The organism is Paenibacillus solani, from assembly GCF_050475945.1.
GTDB lineage: Bacteria > Bacillota > Bacilli > Paenibacillales > Paenibacillaceae > Paenibacillus_AQ > Paenibacillus_AQ solani_A.
In genome coordinates, this window is the sequence record NZ_JBCMXJ010000028.1 from 71312 (window position 1) to 90582 (window position 19271).

General features: G+C 43.5%; 20 protein-coding genes. 6 read left to right on the forward strand and 14 right to left on the reverse strand.

Translation table 11 applies throughout. The features are described 5' to 3' along the window. Nucleotides 1-135: 135 nt before the first annotated feature. The gene (locus ABEQ74_RS29140) at nucleotides 136-1449 is read right to left on the reverse strand and encodes a cytochrome P450 (protein ID WP_430125715.1); all 1314 of its coding nucleotides are present in this window, start codon (nucleotides 1447-1449) and stop codon (nucleotides 136-138) included. Nucleotides 1450-1886: 437 nt separating this feature from the next. Between ABEQ74_RS29140 and ABEQ74_RS29145 the strand changes: the two genes are divergently transcribed. The 6 genes from ABEQ74_RS29145 to ABEQ74_RS29170 all read left to right on the forward strand — a co-directional run bounded on the left by ABEQ74_RS29145 (nucleotide 1887) and on the right by ABEQ74_RS29170 (nucleotide 6295). Beyond that, nucleotides 1887-2063, forward strand: coding sequence for a hypothetical protein (locus ABEQ74_RS29145; protein ID WP_430125717.1), 177 nt, complete (start codon nucleotides 1887-1889; stop codon nucleotides 2061-2063). Nucleotides 2064-2165: 102 nt separating this feature from the next. After that, on the forward strand, nucleotides 2166-3266 hold the full coding sequence (locus ABEQ74_RS29150) for a transposase (protein WP_430125719.1): 1101 nt from the start codon (nucleotides 2166-2168) through the stop codon (nucleotides 3264-3266). A gap of 23 nt (nucleotides 3267-3289) precedes the next feature. Continuing rightward, nucleotides 3290-4027: an ABC transporter ATP-binding protein gene (locus tag ABEQ74_RS29155; RefSeq protein WP_430125721.1), complete on the forward strand. Its 738-nt coding sequence runs from the start codon at nucleotides 3290-3292 to the stop codon at nucleotides 4025-4027. Further along, nucleotides 4024-4698, forward strand: a complete 675-nt coding sequence (locus tag ABEQ74_RS29160) for an ABC transporter permease (protein WP_430125723.1) — start codon at nucleotides 4024-4026, stop codon at nucleotides 4696-4698. Before ABEQ74_RS29155 ends, ABEQ74_RS29160 begins: the two co-directional genes overlap by 4 nt. Nucleotides 4699-4731: 33 nt before the next feature. Continuing rightward, a complete protein-coding gene (locus ABEQ74_RS29165; RefSeq protein ID WP_430125725.1) occupies nucleotides 4732-5583 on the forward strand; it encodes a DUF4097 family beta strand repeat-containing protein in 852 nt (283 codons plus the stop codon). A 34-nt stretch (nucleotides 5584-5617) separates the two neighbouring features. Continuing rightward, the gene (locus ABEQ74_RS29170) at nucleotides 5618-6295 is read left to right on the forward strand and encodes an ABC transporter permease (protein WP_430125727.1); all 678 of its coding nucleotides are present in this window, start codon (nucleotides 5618-5620) and stop codon (nucleotides 6293-6295) included. Between the two features lie 144 nt (nucleotides 6296-6439). Here the strand turns inward: ABEQ74_RS29170 and ABEQ74_RS29175 are convergent, their stop codons facing one another. From ABEQ74_RS29175 to ABEQ74_RS29235, 13 genes are all read right to left on the reverse strand, one after another. Beyond that, nucleotides 6440-7450, reverse strand: a complete 1011-nt coding sequence (locus tag ABEQ74_RS29175; RefSeq protein ID WP_430125729.1) for a Gfo/Idh/MocA family protein — start codon at nucleotides 7448-7450, stop codon at nucleotides 6440-6442. Nucleotides 7451-7736: 286 nt separating this feature from the next. Next, nucleotides 7737-7946: a hypothetical protein gene (locus ABEQ74_RS29180; protein WP_430125731.1), complete on the reverse strand. Its 210-nt coding sequence runs from the start codon at nucleotides 7944-7946 to the stop codon at nucleotides 7737-7739. A gap of 78 nt (nucleotides 7947-8024) precedes the next feature. Further along, nucleotides 8025-8420 (reverse strand): M56 family metallopeptidase, encoded by a 396-nt coding sequence (locus ABEQ74_RS29185; protein WP_430125733.1) that lies wholly within the window; start codon nucleotides 8418-8420, stop codon nucleotides 8025-8027. A 321-nt stretch (nucleotides 8421-8741) separates the two neighbouring features. After that, nucleotides 8742-9263: a hypothetical protein gene (locus tag ABEQ74_RS29190; RefSeq protein ID WP_430125735.1), complete on the reverse strand. Its 522-nt coding sequence runs from the start codon at nucleotides 9261-9263 to the stop codon at nucleotides 8742-8744. 49 nt (nucleotides 9264-9312) lie between these two features. Continuing rightward, nucleotides 9313-9981 carry a hypothetical protein gene (locus ABEQ74_RS29195; protein WP_430125737.1) on the reverse strand — a complete coding sequence of 223 codons (669 nt, stop codon included), beginning with the start codon at nucleotides 9979-9981 and terminating at the stop codon, nucleotides 9313-9315. 1279 nt (nucleotides 9982-11260) lie between these two features. Beyond that, nucleotides 11261-13588, reverse strand: a complete 2328-nt coding sequence (locus ABEQ74_RS29200; protein WP_430125739.1) for an ABC transporter permease — start codon at nucleotides 13586-13588, stop codon at nucleotides 11261-11263. Next, a complete protein-coding gene (locus ABEQ74_RS29205; protein ID WP_430125741.1) occupies nucleotides 13588-14292 on the reverse strand; it encodes an ABC transporter ATP-binding protein in 705 nt (234 codons plus the stop codon). The genes ABEQ74_RS29200 and ABEQ74_RS29205 overlap by 1 nt, the downstream gene beginning before the upstream one ends. A gap of 306 nt (nucleotides 14293-14598) precedes the next feature. Next, entirely contained in the window at nucleotides 14599-15366 is a 768-nt protein-coding gene (locus tag ABEQ74_RS29210) for a superoxide dismutase family protein (protein ID WP_430125743.1), read from the reverse strand. 204 nt (nucleotides 15367-15570) lie between these two features. Continuing rightward, entirely contained in the window at nucleotides 15571-16017 is a 447-nt protein-coding gene (locus tag ABEQ74_RS29215; RefSeq protein WP_430125745.1) for a hypothetical protein, read from the reverse strand. A gap of 27 nt (nucleotides 16018-16044) precedes the next feature. After that, nucleotides 16045-16899, reverse strand: coding sequence for a hypothetical protein (locus ABEQ74_RS29220; RefSeq protein ID WP_430125747.1), 855 nt, complete (start codon nucleotides 16897-16899; stop codon nucleotides 16045-16047). 145 nt (nucleotides 16900-17044) lie between these two features. Then, the gene (locus ABEQ74_RS29225) at nucleotides 17045-17326 is read right to left on the reverse strand and encodes a hypothetical protein (RefSeq protein ID WP_053489831.1); all 282 of its coding nucleotides are present in this window, start codon (nucleotides 17324-17326) and stop codon (nucleotides 17045-17047) included. 200 nt (nucleotides 17327-17526) lie between these two features. Next, complete coding sequence (locus ABEQ74_RS29230) at nucleotides 17527-18177, reverse strand: sortase (protein WP_430125749.1); 651 nt, start codon at nucleotides 18175-18177, stop codon at nucleotides 17527-17529. After that, nucleotides 18174-19271: hypothetical protein (locus ABEQ74_RS29235; RefSeq protein ID WP_430125751.1), on the reverse strand; the 1098-nt coding region annotated here is incomplete at its 5' end. The genes ABEQ74_RS29230 and ABEQ74_RS29235, both read right to left, overlap by 4 nt.

Sequence of the window (19271 nt, forward strand, 5' to 3'; positions counted from 1 at the left end):
CTCACGTAGGTTTTGCCTACGCTCCGCTCCTCAGTCCCTGGCTTCATCCAACCTTCTCGGTGCTGAAAACCAGCCTTTTTGAACACGCACTTCAATATGAAATTAAATTCTTATCGAAATCCATCTTAATCTTTTTTAACGTTTTCGAACGATGAGGTGAATTTTGTCTTTAGGAATGAGGGTAGTCAATGTTAGTGGTTCAACTGAATGATCATTCGCAAGTTCAAATCGGAAGCCTTTAGCGATGACGGCTGTCATTATAGCAAGCATGACCAGTGAGAGATCCTTGCCTAAACAAATTCTGGACCCTAATCCAAATGGGAAGTATGCATAATTGTCCAGTTGACCTATAAATTCGCGAGAAAATCTTTCGGGTTTAATATCTAGTGGATGTGAAAAATAACGGGGGTGACGATGCATGATGTATTGACTGAATAATAGGACGCTGCCTTCAGATACTGTTTCTCCTGGAAGTTCAATATCTTCTGTGACTTTTCGCCCAATCTGATAGGAAGGTGGGAATAAGCGCATGGACTCCAGCAATAATTGATTGGTATACAATAAATCAGGAACATCTGTAAGCTCTGGTGGACGCCCATCCAATACTTGATTTAATTCACTAATCAGCTTCTGGTCCATCTCGGATTGACTGGCGAGTAAATACAAGGTCCAGATTAATGTTGTTGCTGTTGCCTCATAACCTGCCAGAAACAAGGTTCCGATATTATTTCTAATTTCCTGTTCCGTACCTTGAGCACTCTCACTATTATTCTGTGCAGTAATAAGCATAGAGAGGAGATCATTGTATTGCTCAGGCGCTGTTTTTCTAAGTTTAATTCCGCTATAAACCATTTCATCAAATGCTACGATTAATTCTTCAACTTCCTGTTCCTCTTCTGCAGTTAATGGACGCGGGGTTGCAAATACCTGCAAGAGTCGATTTAATGTCCGGCTGATGAGATCAAGATTCTTATCATGGCTGCCAAAAATATTTGTAACAATGACGCGAATGACAAGCTCCATCATGCTGCTCAATCCGTCTATTTCTTCCCCGTCCTTCCAATTCTCGATAAAAGACTGGGTGCATTCTGCAATACCATCGGTCAGCTGATCCATCTGCTTCTTGTTAAATACCGGATTCATCCAGCGGCGCTGATTTTTATGAACGGTGCCATTACTTACAAAAACGGAATCACCGATGAATCTCTCTAATACTTTGTTTCCGTGAGGAATTTTAATCATTTTGGATGAGTTCTTGGCAATTAACTCCCGCATCAAGTCCGTATTCAGTATGTAATACACATTTCCAAATCCCTGTGTATTCATCTGTACTATGTCATAATCTAAATACTCTGCGAGCACTTTCTCAAAAAAATGTACCAGATTTCCCCCAAACTCCTCGGGAGTTTCTTGAAAAACATATTTCTTATAACTTGTAATTGAATCCATGCCTCTTCCTCCTCCTATGACTATGTTATTTTTCCATCAAGCTTGACTTTTCCTTAAAATTACATGGTGTTTTTTGGTTATTATTGTATTTAATCACTAATATATCAACCGAAAACTGTTATGTAAAGTTATGGTTTTCAAATTTTCTTGATTTTTCAAGTAACAAACTTGCATTTTTCATGAACATAACTTGATAAAACATAGTAAAAATAAATACTTCAAAAAAAAAATTCAAACGAACATTTAATTCCAAAATTTAAATCAGATTTCCCAATATTTTCTTTGTTTTTCATTTTTATGTTGCTCTTCATTTTCTCATAGTGTACTATGATGGTAATACAAATGGAGTTAATTTACAATTCGAATAAACAAGTTCATCACCACTTTTTAAGGATAATATGGAAATATTATGGATGGATTAAGGAGGAGGGTTTTTTATGTCAACGCAGTCCGTAGTGAAATGGGTATTTTGGTTGTGCGTGATTACCCTGATCATGAATGGGTTTCTTTATTTGGGGCTTAGAAAGCCAGAGTTATTGATTAGTCTCTATAGCGCCGCTGGTCTGGGACTGATCACCGGATTTGCCATGTTGATGACTAGAAAGAAGGGATAACACGAATTGCCTTTCTCCAACGTCACTGGATGACCTCCCTGGATTGTCTGCTTCCTTGGACATCAATCAATTCAGCTCAACAAGCAAAGAGAGGAATCATTAATGAATAAGAAATCAACCTTTTTGCCCGATGATGTAGAACATATGCTTAAAATATATTTCAAAAACAATATAAAGCAGCTCCTAAGTGAAGTATGGGAGGACATTCAGTTAGATCAGCAGGGTACTCATCATGCAATACCAAACTCTTCCCTCCATGCCAAGTTTATTCCAAAGTCGGTTTCTTCAAGGGATCCGCTTGGACATCTGCATGACACTTCTTTACAAACGCCACCGTATGGTATTCACAACCGAGATATCGCCAGTGCTGTCACAAGTGCTGTCATGAATATATTGCAAATGAATTATACGAATAACGGCACCAGCATAGAGCAAGAAATTGACATGGACATATGGAAAAGACGTCCAACTAACGTTAATCTGTCCATCCTATATGTCGACTTTATAAAGCTGCAGCCCCGCGGCTCATCTTCACTCCATAAATTCATATATTTTATAGTTGGTGTAACGGACAAAGGTTATCGAGAAATTATCGATATTTGTTTGTCTCCGAAATTGGATTATCCGACTTGGAAAGAAATATTCATCAGTCTGCGTAATCGGGGATTACGAAAAATTCTTATTGGCGTTTTTCATGAAAACAACTGCATTAAGGAAGCCTTTCACAGCGTATATCCCTACGCTGCCATCCAAAGATCATTTACCTTCATGCAAAAAGAAACGCTCCGTAAAATTGAAAAACACCGGCAACCTGAATTTGTTGACGATGTAAAAAGAATATATCAAGCTGCAACAAGAGAAGACTCCGTTCAAAACTTCAATACTTTTCTGAATAAGTGGAAAAATACAGCCCCTTCTGATATGAAGCAATGGGAGAAACAACGCTCCTTGCTGCTCACCTTCTATGATTTTCCCGATCCTATTCGCTGTAATTTGTATAACACCAACTGGATGAAACAGACCATTTCCGAATTCCGAAGCCAGTTTAAGCTCATCCCTCACCAGCTTGCGTCCGAACCTGTCGAGCATATGATATTAAGAAAAGTGAATGAGTTTAATGGTCGCTGGAGTACTCGGCGTTTAAAGGGATTTAAGGAAGCTGGCACAACGTTAAGGAAGATGCTGAACAATTACAAAGAATAGTGGATTGAATGAAGGGAGAAATCATGCAACCAGCACCCATACTGCAAATTCGCAATGTCAGTAAAACAATCCAGAACCGGAAGGTCATTGATGAGTTAAGTCTGGATGTTTATCCGGGCGAAGTGTTCGGCCTGTTAGGCCCTAATGGGGCTGGCAAGACATCCGCCATCCGGTTAATTGTCGGTTTGTCCTTGCTGCAGCAAGGAGATATCAAAATCCATGGTCACAGTATCAAAACCGATTTTATTAAAGCTATTTCACATGTGGGCGCTATTATCGAGCAGCCGGACCTGTATTCGTATTTAACCGGGTATCAGAATTTACTTCATTTTGCGCGGATGCATGAGAATATCTCCCATGAGCACATCATGGAAATGGCTGAGGTCGTCGGATTAAGTAATCGAATTCATGATGTTGTAGGGAGTTACTCCCTAGGAATGCGTCAAAGATTAGGGATGGCTCAAGCGCTGCTTCACTCTCCTTCATTGCTCATTCTCGATGAACCAACAAATGGATTGGATCCTGCAGGCATTAGAGAAACACGCGACTATATACGGAAATTGGCTCTTGAAGACAATACAGCAGTCCTTATTTCCTCCCATTTGCTCTCAGAGATCGAACTCATGTGTGATCGGGTAGGCATTGTGCAGAACGGGAAGCTATTACACACGCTGAACATGTCAGAAATATCCTCCTCTTCCGGATCGAAAACTCCTCTGGAGGATGCATTCATGCAGATCACCAAAGGGAATGTCATATGATGCTAATGAAGCTGGTCAAAAATGAGAATATGAAACTGTATCGCCAGCGAAGCGCTGTGATTTCACTGATCACCGCTTATTCATTTACTATATTGGCGGCTACTCTGCAGCACTTAAACAACTCATCTCCCGTTCTTCGTTATTGGGATAGTGTTTCCTATGTATTGCAGATCTTCATTCAGCTCTTCATGCTGGTTTCAATGATCATCGCCATTCATATTCTTAGCAGAGAGTACTCTACGGGGACAATGAAGCTGCTGCTAATCAGGCCTCATCCGAGGTCAAGGATTCTGTTATCCAAGTATATTGCGATACTGTCATATACACTCCTTGGCGTCCTGGGAAGTGTGCCTCTGGCTATGATCATTGCCGGGATTACGTCAGGATTTGAGGATTGGGCTTACGCGGAAGGGCTTCATCTTGCCATGAAGTTGTTTATCACAAAGCTGTTTATTTTTCCATTTTATATAGCATTGGCCTTTACGATAACTGTGCTTACCCGCCATCAAGGCCTCTCTCTTATCATTTCGATTGTTTTTTTTGCATTTACTGTTAACTTCGTTCCCGTCATCCCGGGCATGAACCTCCTTATCTCTTTCTTGTTTTGGACACTCCTTATTGCCGCATTTCTCTTCATTGGTGTTAGAGCATTCAAGCAGCAAGAGATCTAAGAAAGAGAAGAGTATCTTTGAAAGGATATAATGATGAAAAAACATATGGCATGGATTAGTCTGGTGCTTCTGCTGTTACTGATTTTTGCAACCATCGTGGGGGTTAACAGTCTGTATACGGCTGATTTTAACGAATCAAAAAGCATTGAAGCACAGCATATCAGAGACATTACCGTCAGCAGTGATATAACTGACATTTATTTATCCTTGAGTTCTGATCATCAGGTTCATGCAAAAATAATCGGTACAGCCTCCAAACTGAGTGATTATGATGTCCTCCTGCACCCTGAAGACGATCAATTGCACATACGGGCCGTTGAGAAAAATGCTGCTGTTTCCTCACTTAGCCTGAACAAATCTGTACGACTTCAAATTGAGCTGCCCGCAGACAAGCTGCGAAACGTAACAGTCCAGTCTAAGTTTGGAAGTGTGTACGCAGAGCAGCCGCTGATAGCTGATACATTTATTTTTAAAAGCAATCTTGGCGGGATGTATCTCGATTCCTATACAGGACAAGAATTAACGGCTAATTCGACTCTGGGAAATATTCAAATTATGAGGCTGGAAGGAAATGCTTCGCTGACTACTGGCTCTGGACATATAACTATAGAGAAATGGAAGCCGCTAACCGGCCATAATCGTGTTCTAACGAATAAAGGAAATATTGAGATTGGTTTGACCCCTCCATCTGAAGCTCTATCCTTCCTCTTATACTCCAACGGCATAGTTCGTACCGATCTGGATGCATCCTTCGCATCTGCCCCTTCATCGCTTAGCAGAATCGGCATGAATCAAATAACAGGGAACCTAGGCGGGGCAGCAGATCCTGAAGCACAGCTGGAAATTAGCAGCGATACTGGGAAGATCGTCGTGAACAAAAAGTAAAATCCCGTTAGGTTGCAGGAGGTTTATATTTGATATGAAACTGATCGGTTTAGTTCGCAACGAGAACATGAAGCTTTACAATATGCGATCCACTTGGATCCTGCTTTGTGTATCTTTTCTTTCTATTATAATGGTGTTGCTATTAACGACTCTTCAGAGTCAGCCTCCAAGCGATTATTGGACTGTCACGTTCAACTTATTTCAGACGGAAAACCAAATACTATATGTGATCTTAATTCTGTTTGTCTCGCAAATCATTAACTACGAATTTTCATACGGTACAGCCAAGTTATTATTTATTCGACCCACCTCCCGTTTACAAATCATGTTTGCAAAATGGGTATCTGCTGTTCAGTTTTCATTTCTTGTGCTGGTCTTTAATTTAGTCTCCTGTATGCTGCTGGCACTTCCAATGTCAGCAGCTATCGTCCCTCTGACAACGGATGATTTACACCAGCTCTATTTCTTATTCGGCATTAAGCTTGCAGCCTTCATCTGCTATGCTACACTGTTCTTTGCACTGGCTGTCATGATTCGGAGTACTGCTGTATTTATTATCATGAGCATCGTTCTCATGGGATCACTTCAAAGTCTGCCGAGTATGATTATTTTCCCGCAGACTGGGTTTTTATTCTCGGCAGGCTGCTGGATCTTATTTTGTGGAAGTATTCTGATTGTTGCTTTAACTCGTTTTAAGAAGTCAGATATCTAAGTAAATTGACACGTCTTCCGTTAATAAGGATTGAATAAAATACCCAGAACGCCAAACAGACGCCGGTAGCCTACCGGCGTCTGTTCGTTTATTTCACATGAAGTCGTTATGGTAGGCCCCCTATCAAGGGTGTTAAAATAAACCCTACCTCTTATCCCCCATCAATTGAGGCCTTACATCCGTAAAGCCCTCACCTGGCTTACGCAGTGCTTCTAAAATAACCTGCGCATTATACCCGTCGTAGAAATCATAAATGATACCAGACTCACCATTTAGAATCTGAATGATTTGCTTCAGAATTGGCAGAGGGCTGACAACGTCGTCCACAGGTACAGGTTGCGGGTCGGCATCCTTGCCACTTCGATACAGGTTGCGCCAGTTCTCCAATGCCAAGGTTCCTTCCTCTCCATGGACCACCAAAGAGACACGCTCCTCTCCTTCCCGCCTATCGGTTCCCGATAGATGGATCTCGATTCCGCTATCTAATTGGAGGACAGCCTGAACAAGGCTTTCGGACTGATGCGAATCTGTCGGAAATTCAACCTCACTCTTTACATGTGTAATCGGCCCGAAGACCTGCTGGATCATCTGGATCCAATGAATGCCGACCTCAAGCAGATATCCGCCCTGCTGTCTTGACGTAATCCATGGATTCTGCTGCCAGGCTCTCGGCCACTGTGGGAACTCCAGGTACAGGTCCATTCTTTGGATCCCGCCGATCGCTTGCTCCTCAAGCAATCGCTGTATTTTCAAAACGGACGGGTCAAGCGGAAGCGAGAAATGAACCGCATGGAGCACATTGGCTTTCTCGGCCAGCTCTACCAGACTCCGGGCTTCAGTCAGGCTGTTTGCTAATGGCTTCTCGCAGAAGACATGAATACCTTTCTCAAATGCAATCCGGGCAACATCATAATGCAAGGACGGCGGAACTGCGATATATACTAGGTCAAGCGATACCTCGTCCATCAGCTGGCGATAGTCTGTGTACAGCTGTGGACGAATCCCTGCCTCTGTGACTTCCCGCTGCATACTGGATTCATCACTGTCGCAAACAGCGAACAACTCGATCTTATCTGCAAATTGGGGCAGTAAGCGGTGTATCATGTGCCGGCCCATATGCCCTAAGCCGATAACGGCCATGGTTAGTTTATTCATCTTGTTCTCCTATTCCATTCACAGTTGAATTTTTCCATTGAATGCTACGTCCCCTATTATAGTTCAAGGAACTGCCTCCGTACACTCAGATATACCTAGAAACGGTACTGTTCCGTTATTCGATGTGAAGCACACGGTTCGACGTAATATCCAGCATTTCAACTACCAGCGTATCCTGAAAAAATGAAAGACCTAAATCCTTACGAAACTGGATTCAGGTTGCTTTTGATAACTTTTAAATGACGGTCTACGTAATGGTAGTCAATTCAAAAAGGTTACCTTCTCTTTATTTATGACTTGAGTCTAAATTATTTACGTAGCGGCGCAGCGACTCCTTGAGTCGGATTACTTCGTTATCAATATGGCTATCGCTGTCATAAGACCAAGTAACAGTCTCAGTAGCAATAGATATTTGCGGGTCATCTGCATTAGCTTCATCGGTCAGCGCGGAGCCGGTCCATAGAATCACCGCCAGGGCCAAAACAAAAGAGTACAATGCCCGGCTTCTTCCCTTGTTGGTCCATATTTAAAGTTATCCGATTTTTCAAATCTTTTTTCCCTCCATAAAAATTAGTTAATAATGCGGTTCGGAGCTTCGCCCCATTCCTGACAACGGCAAAATGGTTTCCCCATATTGCACTCGCCGTTGATGATCTGCATTCTGTAAAACCAATGCATCACAGGAAATTTCGCATTGTTTCGCAGCCGCTTTTGCCATTAGATAGACCAACGGGTTAAACCAATGTAACGCGGTTGCCGTCAGAATCATGACCTTACACCAAAGGTCGTGTCGTTTGTAATGAATCAACTCATGCCTTAGAATGAGTGACAATGCATCATCTGACAGTTTCATAGGTGGAAGTAAAATGACAGGTCTGAAAAAGCCAACGAGCATTGGGTTTGTAATACTCTCACACACACTCAACCCGACAGGTTTGGTAATCCTCAGTTCCGATCTTACACGTTCCAAAATCCCATAATTGAAAGTAAATCCATTGACTCTTATTTAAGACATATTTAGATAATTATTGAATCGGCAATAGTACCAAGTTCTTGTCCTGAGCAAAGGACAAGAACTTGGTACTTAAAACAGAAAACCCGCGCTGGGCGCGGGCTCTTATGGGACTACGTTTTTGTCCACCGACAGTTTACCAGGTTGGCAATAAAACAAGAAGGAACTGTATTTTACGCAGCTCCTCCTTGTTTTATCTGTTTTCATTTGATTAACGGTATTTTACAAACAGTGCCTAGTTTGTACACAGGATGTAATCTCACAATATTCAATCGAAAATTATAAAAACTTAATTTCAAATATATTGATGGTAAAAGCCTCAGAGGACTGACTACGAAGATATCCTATATAATAATCTGTAACTGGAGCCTTATATGTGTCTGTTACTGTTTGTATTATACCTTCAGATCTCCATTCATAAGGTGGGGTTTCTACAGCTCTAATCCAAGCATAATGATTAGCAGGTCTGTTTAGTTGGTATCTAATGCTCATATCTGTACCTTTGGCCGCATACAGTCCACGACTACCCTCCGGTTTAAATGTCACCCCATCACCATTAAACATCGTTATTCCCCGCCAAGCCATTTGAGGCTTAATAATACCATCATCTGAGATCTGCATTGGAATAATTCCTTCTTCAATTACATTGCCATCAGCATCATGCTTTGTATAACTCCAGCTAATATCTGTGCTATAAGCTTCTTCGTTGGTACCACTAGTAGATCCTGCAGCGCTTACCGATGTAACTAGAAAGAGTGACAAAAATAAAACCGATACTAGACCCATCATTTTTTTCTTCATTGTTTATAGTCTCCTTAAAATTAATAGAGTAGAATCAATAATAAAAATATTAGTTATTTTTTTTGAGCCTTAAAGTTCCCTCTTTCAAGGCAATCGTATCAGAACTTGCATTTATTATGTAAAAGTAATATTGCCCTGATTCCTCAATAGTTAAATTGTATTTCCCCTTTAATTGATCGAATTTTTGCGATGGATATAGAACGCCGTCTTTAACGTAACCAATTAACATATTTTGATTTTCGACCACCTCCGATCTATACTTTTCAAAGACATATTCTACAGAATCACCGGCTTTTAGTTCCCACCCCCTTCCATTAGTATCTGTTAAGACGCTTAATGAACCATTTACAGTAATGATCTCAGGGGAAATAAACACTCCATTTTTTTCATTTGTTTCTAACTCAAATATTGAAGAAGGCATAAAATTTTCTTCCATTATCTTTGTGATAATCCGGTTCTGAGGAAGGCCATTTCGTGTTCTATTCTTTAATTCTTCTAGTGAGTACTCTATTCCATTAGAATCAATAAATACCCCGTTTCGAGATATCATATAATCGCCAGTTGTTTCTTTTCCAATCAAATGGCGATTAGAATCCGTTATTAACTCTGGTTGTTTTATTTCTTTAGGAGTACAGGCAGTACTTGTTGATAAACCAACAACGATTATACCGATAAACAAACCTTTTCGAATTTTTTTAAGATTGCCATAAAACACCATAAATATGAATCACCTTTCGTTTCGAAGTAATTACCAGACATCTTATACGTTAATTCTACTGGATAAGATACGCGGTTCCTTTGCTATTGACGAATAATTCATTATTTATCTCCTATATTTTTTCATTATTTTCCATTCATTATTAATAACACCAATTACAAGGTGAAAGTTTGGTATCTCTATTACTTTTTTATTATTGAAATAGCCGGCCTTGGATGAAGCGTCTCAATCTACATTGAATCAAATCGGATAGGATGCTACCCATCGAGGACACAGGAGTTTGGTTTGTGTTTAATGGAGAAGAAAATGCGTCTCTTGTATAGAAAAGACGAGAGAAACAAAATTTACCCTATCGGACATTTTAGGATTCGAGAGTCTTTTTTTATGCTCGAAATTTTTGCTAGGCCCACAAAATGATCCCCTCCCTTTAAACCACAGTACAAACCCCATTATGATAGAAGGAAAAATTATTAACGGTCTTATTTTAATATCCAAAGGCTAACCGCAGCTGGCGGTAGATTGTTCAGATTTTCATTAATACACTCCAAAATTGTATGTACAGTAAAAAAGAGGTCCAGGTAGGCTGCCTTGGCAGTCCACTTGGACCTTGCGATTATGTTTAGACAGGGATCCTTCTTCCAGAAACGGCCCCTTTGTTTGTATGCTTGTCCCCTTCGGCCGTCAGCTTTCCTCTTCGATCGTAGGCTTCAATTTCCCCAATTCTACCGAGTATGTATATAAGCAATCCCTGTCATAACTAAATGAACCTATTTGAACGATTCTTCAGCTACACTACCGTTTTACACTTTTTATACCAGCGCCAAGAGAGTTACAATAACAGCCGACTCTTTTCTAGGGACAAGCTATAATGGTGGTTTCACAAACATTGACGCTGGTGCGGACCTGGGTTATGTAAGTAACGTTAGACAAGGTGGTAAAATATATCTTACTAACCCGGTTCGTAACACTGCCTATGGGGCTCGTGCGAGTACGTACAGTACAACCGGATATGCGCAAATCAGTGTAGTTGATGGTTAATCCCCCATAAGTTCTCTTTGCTGGTAGACATACGACTACACCCAAAGTAGTTATTTCTACTAAAGCGATGATTATTAGGGATGTCATATTTCAACCCATCGCAGCTAAATTTATTAAAGCGCCACGTCTCATGAAAAAGGCGTGGCGCTTCTTTATGTCATGGCGTCCCTCACAATCCACTAATTTCACCTTAGAATGATATTTTGCGGCCTGGAGAACTTGGTGCATGTAGGCATACCATTCACTCCACACCCTTCAACGACTCAATCATATGAATCTGGGTCACTTTCTTCCGCAGCATGAGATTGGAGAGGAGGGTCAGGAAGAACGCCAGTACAACCGATGCCAGCATAATCACAAGGTTTAACTGATCCGGGATTTGCTGATGTGTACTCGAAAGTGCCTGGATGATAATCGAATAGACATAACCGCTGATTGGCAGAGCGACAATGACGGCAAAAGCGGTTAACAGCATGTTCTCAGAGAAGATCAGCCGGTTGATTTTACGTTTGGGATAGCCTAATACCTTCAAGGTAGCAAGCTCACGATTCCTTTCATATATATTGATGGAAGAGATCGTATAGATCGCGCCAAAGGACAGAATAACAGCGCAGATGATGAACATGATGAAGATAAAGCTGTTTTGCTTCAGCATATATTGCGCTGATTTCTTAAGATCACTCTTGTCTGCAATGGCCTCCACCTGCGGGTCCTGTTCAAAGAAGCTGCGAACGCCAGCCAGATCTGCATCGCTATGGACGCTTACTAACAGCGAGGAAGGACTATAGTCGATACCCAAACTCTTCATATAGTCCGGTGTGCTGTAGAACGACGGATTCGAATACTGTGTGGATATATCCAGAACCTTCATATCGACGATGGTTTGGTTCAGCTCTGGTGCGGTGAATTGAAGCTGGATCGTATCCCCTTCAGTTATACGGTATTGATCCGCGTAAGATTTAGGTACCAGAACGCCATGATTCTCTAAAGATAGCCGGTTGCCTTTTTCATCATAAAAATGAATCAACTCATTATCCTTCTCCGTAACCACAAGCGTAGCGTTTTCTTTGTTTTCCCCTTGGATGAGCTCTACAGGGTAGGTGGACAACTCATAACGTTCTGCAATACCAGGGGGCAGTGCTGCCGTATCCGCGGATGCTCCCATCGCATAATCAACTCGTAAATCATACGTATTTACCTCTTCAATTTGGCCAGCTACTTTGAGCAGGGCTGTCTGCGTGCCAAAAGATGTAATCAACAAAACCGTACTGACCACAACACCAACAGAGCTGGCGAGTGCTTTTTGTTTATTCAAAAATATATTTCTCAGAATGATCTTGTAACTGTACGGTAGCCGACTCCACATTCCCGGAACTCTCTCGATAAGCAGCTTCTTCATCTTCTTGGGCGGTTTCGGACGCATTGCCTGGGCAGCCCGTTCTTGTAAAATCGCTCTACCACTTAAATAACAGGACAGCATGCCAAAAACACTGGAGCATATCATCGGAGGAAGGATCGTTAATAACGAAAGGGAGAATGTCAGGTCAGGCAAGGAGTAAGATCTTCCAATTGACGTTGTAATGAGTGGAATGAACAGGGCCGCAGCTATGGCAAAGCCCAGGATGGAGCCGATGACGCCTGCCAGCATGGGGTAGCCCATATAATGAAGCATGATGCTGCTTTTTTTCACCCCTAATGCTTTCATAATGCCCACTTGATTCCGCTGGGAATCGATAATCCGCGACATGATCAGAAACAGGATCACCGCTTCAATCAAAAAGAGAACAATCGGAATCACCCTGCTCATCAGCTTATTGTTATGGATCGTTTGCTGGGTCTGGGAATAGTTGAAGGTCCGCTCTTTGCTGATCTGACTTAGATAAGGGAGCGACTGAGAATGTGCCTCAATGGCTTGGCCTAATTTGTCAATGTCATAACCATCGTGGGCATCAATCATGACCTCATTGTAGAACAAGCCGCCTGCGATTTCAGGTATGGTCTCCTCGGAGATATAAGCTATTCCATAAGCTTGATGGTCCTGGGTTTCGTTCTTCTTGGCATGTTCCACATTCTCATTCAAGCCGCTGATTGTGAAGGTCATATTCTTGTCATTCACACGGAGGCTGATCGAATCACCGATACGGTAATGATGCGCCCCCGCGTAGTGAGAGTCCAACAGGATCTCATTCGGCTCGGCTGGCATCCTGCCCTCTATCATCCTGGATGTGTTGATCTCATTAGGTACGGGGATCGAATGCATCGTTACTGTAGATTTATAATCTTCAAAAGCCTGTGCTGCCTGGACGGTATAACGCCCTTCGATATGAGAAATGCCTTCAATCTCCCGTAAATCAGCCACATCCTCAGCGGAAATTTGACTGTAGTAGACGTTCAAGTCGCTTAAATTATGTTCTGCAAAATACCCTTTCGTATAGGAGCTAAGATTGCCACTCAATGTGACCAGCCCCGTGTAGAAAAATGCTCCCACCGCGATGACCAAAACAATGGCTATGAATTGTCCGATCGACTGCTTCATATCCCTTAATAATTTCATTGATAAATTCTTCATTACCACTCGATCCCTTCAACGCTTTGTTTGTGGTCATTGATCGTGATACTCTCGATTCTCCCGCTCTTAACGCGAATCACTTTATCCGCCATCGGCGCGATGGCAGAGTTATGAGTGACCAGGACGACGCATGTCTTCGTTTCACGGTTCAAATCTTGCAGAAGCTTTAAAACGGCCTTTCCTGTCACATAATCCAAAGCACCGGTTGGTTCGTCGCAGAGGAGAAGCGCTGGATTCTTAGCAACCGCTCTCGCGATGGCAACTCTTTGCTGTTCCCCGCCAGAGAGCTGAGAAGGGAAGTTCTTCATGCGATTCGTCAGTCCAACCTTATGTAAAATATCTCGTGCATCCAGATGGTCCTTACATACCTCTGTCGCAAATTCCACGTTCTCAAGCGCATTCAAATTCGGAATCAGGTTATAAAATTGAAATACGAAGCCAACCTGCTCACCGCGGTATTCGGTCAATCTCTTCTCGCTCCATCCCGTAATCTCTTGGTCTCCAACAAACACTTGTCCGGTAGTAGCCGTATCCATCCCGCCGAGAATGTTCAGAATGGTGCTTTTCCCCGCCCCGCTGGCCCCTAAAATTACGACGAATTCCCCTTCTAATATGGAAAAGTCAACGCCCGCAAGGGCTTGAATGTTCACTTCACCGATTTGATAGGTCTTGGTTACCTTTTTGAATTCGATTAACGTTGTCACTGCGTACATCTCCCCGTATTGGATTTTCCGGAAATGGGATCTCTCGCCATTCCTAGTCTTTATTCAAGAAACATCATTGCTCCCCGATAGTCACACTCTATATCCATCATATCCCACTTTATGGATACCGCTTCCTGCAGCCGATGTATTTATGTATCCGTCTCAAGAAGGAAGTTATGGTCTTAGTCGCCGCTTCTCACGCTTGGCATCATGAGCACAAAAAAAGAGCCATATAGGTGAACAACACCTACATGACTCTTATGTTTCCCATCTGAACATGTCACACGAGACACTTCTAACTAGTCATTACCTTGTCACGGATTCTGGGATATTTCCACCGGCCACGCGATCCCCGGAATTTCCTGCTGGGTCTGTTACTTGGTCATCTTCGCCAGCATGGATGATCAGTGAGCGTCCAAGTATGGAATTAGGCTGATTCTTCTCAAGCGTTCCATGCTGGATGATGAACTCCCCTTCTCCAGTTCCGTCTGCACCTACGACCAGATTCGGCATATCACCGACATGACTTCCTTGTGGATTCTTAAGCCCATGGTGCTTGTGGGTTGGATTAAAGTGCGCACCTGCAGATTTAAAATCCCCATTCTGGATCGCATTCTCATGCACATGGAATCCATGCTTGCCTGGAGTAAGCCCGGATACGGCAATCTTCACCTTCACCCCGTCATTGATCTGCTCCAAGGTAGCAGAGCCAACGGGCTTGCCCGCTGCATTGTACAGCTTCACTACGGGAAGCCCCGCAGACTCCTGCTTGGAAGCCTGATCTCCATACACCGGCTGATCCACAGGGTTCGAAACCATGCGAACCGCATCATGGTTGACAGCATTATGAATCGTGGAATCCACAGCCGCCTTCCCTTGATCCGCTGCGTGTGAGCCTTCAGCGGTGGAGTGATCATTGCTGTCTACATAGCCGATTAAGGTAGTAGCCGTATCTCTAATCGCTTCAAAGGTTCCGGTGGGATTCACAACGGCAAACACAATCCCTATGGATAACAGGATTCCGCCAAGGAATACACCGGCCTTCTGTACTATTTTATAGGTTCTCTTCTTCACTTCATCGCCTCCTGATGATGATATACATTCATCTCCCAATCCCCTGATTTTATACGTCTTATCCGTAAAAATTCACGAGATTTAGGCTTATTGGCGATGGTCATCGTTCCAAGATCGTTATACTTATTTAATCACATGCGAAAATACACAAAGTACCATTCAAGCTGCGAGATCGAAAAAAAGAGTTCTGATCCTCTAACGGTCTTAATCAACCTCTGGCAAAATGAGTTCTCTCATTCGATTGGTATACTTGGCCGATGTTACATAAACTACTTCTTCGCCCTGGGCCTCCCGGAATGCATAGCTGAACACACTTTCCTGTCCCTCATCCCCCAGCCACAGCTTGATCGCGTGAAAGGGAAATCCTGGTGGATAGACAACCGTTACATCGTAATCCGGGGCCTCACGTTTGGCATCATCTCGCTGCTTATGGGCGTTACGAATCGCATCCTCAAATACACGGATATCTTTCGCATCTTTGAAGGATACCAATGTTTCCCCATTCATATCTTCCCATGCTTCAAAAGCCGAGATACGGATTTCCGTGACCTGTTCATCCAGAAGCTGCATCGTCTCATAGTCAGGTTCCTCACCGCAGCCTGTTAATAGAGCTGTCATATAGAGCATTATGATCGTTAATAAAGGCTTCATTCTTCCTTCCTCCTAATCATCTAAGTCTTATTCTGGGTTGACCCCATGCAGCTTTAGCTTGTCTATCAGTTTGGTTCTGTACGTCTCTTGATCATAAAGGGAGTTATCGATGCGCAGCTTATTCAGTGCGAGTCTGTCTAAGATCCGGTATTCCAGCTTGCGCCGGGCTTCCAATACTTTCAGAGTCCCCTCGACGCCTTCGAGGCTGTGATGTTTGCCATACCCCTGCCCGGTGTAGTAATCCGAGAACCCTGTGGCCCAATCTTTCGGACGTTCCCGAAGAGCCTTGCGGAATGCGTATTCCAGATCGTTCTGATCAACGTAGAATAATAGAGGATTCAGCGGTTGGATCGCCTGTTCCAGCCCCAGCACGTAATCCGTCACTTGATCTTCCGGCGCATCATGCTTCACCATGCCCACGGTCACCGGATTCTGAATGAAGCAGCACTCAAAAATCGTAACAGCGGGCGTCTGTAGCGTCTCCTCTGCAAACGCCTGCCACCGCTGAGTAATAAGCTTCCTGTTAAGATCCAGTGGGAGCTCGTAAATATCATGCTGGGATAGCGAGGGATATAGCTCCTCAGGAAAAGAATCCCCAAATTCGTTCTTCAACTTCTGATAGGGCAAGAGATACAAGTTATCTTTTTGAGTAGCCCGTTGGCTCAATATTTCTTTGAAAGGACCTGCGGCTTGCAGCAGGCGCCCGAACTCTTCCTCCGTTAAACACGCCGTACCTTCATAATCTGCCGGATGGTCCAGATCCCCTTCCATGACAAGCCGGGTCTCGATGCTTCGTTCCGTGAGAATACCATGAATCATGCGGGCGGTCGTCGATTTGCCAAACCCCGGCAAGCCTTCCACCATGATCAATTTTGTTTTCATTCCAAATCCCCTTCAATTCTCTCAGTAAATAATGATTGCAGCTTCATTGTATTCTGTGGGTGCCAGCTGATCTCCTCTTCTCTATGCCAAAAAAGACCGCAGACATTTTGCGTCTACGGTCTTCATATGAGGTGTCCTCATCTACTTAAAGTGTATATACTACAGAACCTATTGGAATATCCTTAGCTGCGATATCTTTACCGATAGAAATACCTATATTCTTTTGATTGGCCATTGAAGTTGAAATCTGTACCGATTGAACGTCTTGTATAGTTTCGTGGTCATCGTGCTTTAATATAATCCGATCTCCTATCATCGACACGATGTCAGGATACGATAAGGAATCCAGTTCAGGATTGATGCCTACTAAGATCGTTCCCTCTTCTTGGTGATCAAATGTGAAGACAACTCTCATTATTTTTACCATTTATATAAACTCCTTAACCCTTCATCCATGTATCATGTATCTTTTACAGCTCTTCTCACATTAAAACTAACACACTGTCCTAAAGAAACATATAAAAATATATCTCTATCATTGCTCCATCGACACTGCTCCCAACAAAAAACTGCCTGCTGCAATCATTCTGCAGCAGGCAGTTACGGGGATGTAAAGCATTGTCCCCGTCAGATTTGGGTGTCTGTTAAGGGTTCTTCAACTAATAAACCAGTGACAAGCAGACGGTATTGGTTGGAACGTTCAGGATAGCAGGTGACCAGTGTCATCAGACTTTGCCCACTGACTGGATTCACCCGGTCTATTTGATCAGGATGAACCACTTCGATCTTAATCACTTTGTATTTCAGAACGCCCTCCCTTGTTTCATAGCTAAAGATTTCGCCCTTCTCTACTTCATTTAATCTCTTGAAGAATCCGCTTCGTATCCCTGCGTTATGCCCTGCGATTACTGAATGGGCATCCATCTCGCCTGGGATGCCGTATCCCGTTCTCCCTAAGGCATAACTCAACTCTTTCCGGGAGACACCTTCGACTACAGCCGCTTCCAAGTGGATCGAAGGGATGTAGAGAACTCCGTCTGTTCCTTGTAATGGCTCAGTTTGGGAGTTGCGCTCCATTTGCGGATTCTCAGATGGATTGCTGTCCATCTGAGATAACTGGGCAGGTTCAGCAGAGGCCGCTTTGACATGTTTAAGAGAGTCAATCAAGTCCTTCTGAATCCGATCGGTTTGATGTTGACTGGCAAGAACGATCAGTATGAGCACAAGTCCGCTCACCATGAGTATTCCGCCCATCCATGCTGTCATGCGCTTCATCATGATTTCCTCATTGCCTTAGAGACAACCGCCATGCCGCCACCGATACTGATTAACATAAATGCCAAGGCTATAAGCATGGTCGCATCCACGGAGTTTCCTGTTCTAGGGAACTCATGATTACCTGCGAGCGTTAATCCTTGCATCTCGCCAGCAGCTGCTAACTCCATGCCATTCAGCTGTGATGAACCATCGGAGCTCGTGGCTTGGGCCAGGGGAGTGACTGATATATCGCCTGTTTCCCCAAGATCATCGGTGATAGCGGTGTGGATATTGGAATAATGGGTATTGTCCGCAGAAGCGTTCTCAGCGCTATTATCCGTACCAGTTACCTGGTTTGGATCATCGTTTCTCTCCTCCTGATTCATGCTGCCACTCGTGCTATCCGTTACTATACCGGTGATCGTTCCACCGGGAAGCATTCCTGTATCAGAATTCGACTCTGGCGTGGCTGCTCCTGTATCTCCTGGAATTAAGCCGCCATTGGAATGATCTCGATCTGAATTCTCTGTATCTGCAGGTCCCGCATTGTTGTTTTTTCCACCATTCTCATTATCAGGTATGTTCCCTGTTCCACCGCCTGTATCAGGGGCAGGCTGTTCTTCAGTCAGAGGGGGCACAGAATTACCTGGTTCTTCGCTGCCTGTATTCCCGTTTCCCGGTGTTTGCGGATCGCCTTCACCTGGAACAGAACCGTCCGGGTTCGGGACAGAGCCCGTATCCTCTATCGGAAGAGTGGAGGCGGTTTGCCGGGTTAGAAGCCCAAGGGAAAGATCTAACGGGAGAATACTATTCTTCAAATCCACCCCAAGCAGTGAAGATTTGCTTGACGATTCGCCGTTTTGTTCATTGGTTGAACGGTTGTTCTCAAGCAGTCCTACATGCACATCTCCAAGCAGAGAGCCAATCAAATCCAGCTCTACAAGCGACGAGTTTTCCGAAGCTGCTGTGCCGTTATTTCCATCTGTACTGCCGCTTTGAGTGCTAGTAGCTGTATGCTCATCCAGGACTCCTGCATGCACCTTGTCGCCTAACAGCGAATCGACTAGCTCCAGCTCCACCACGGAGGAGGAACCTTCATTTTTCTCGACTACTAC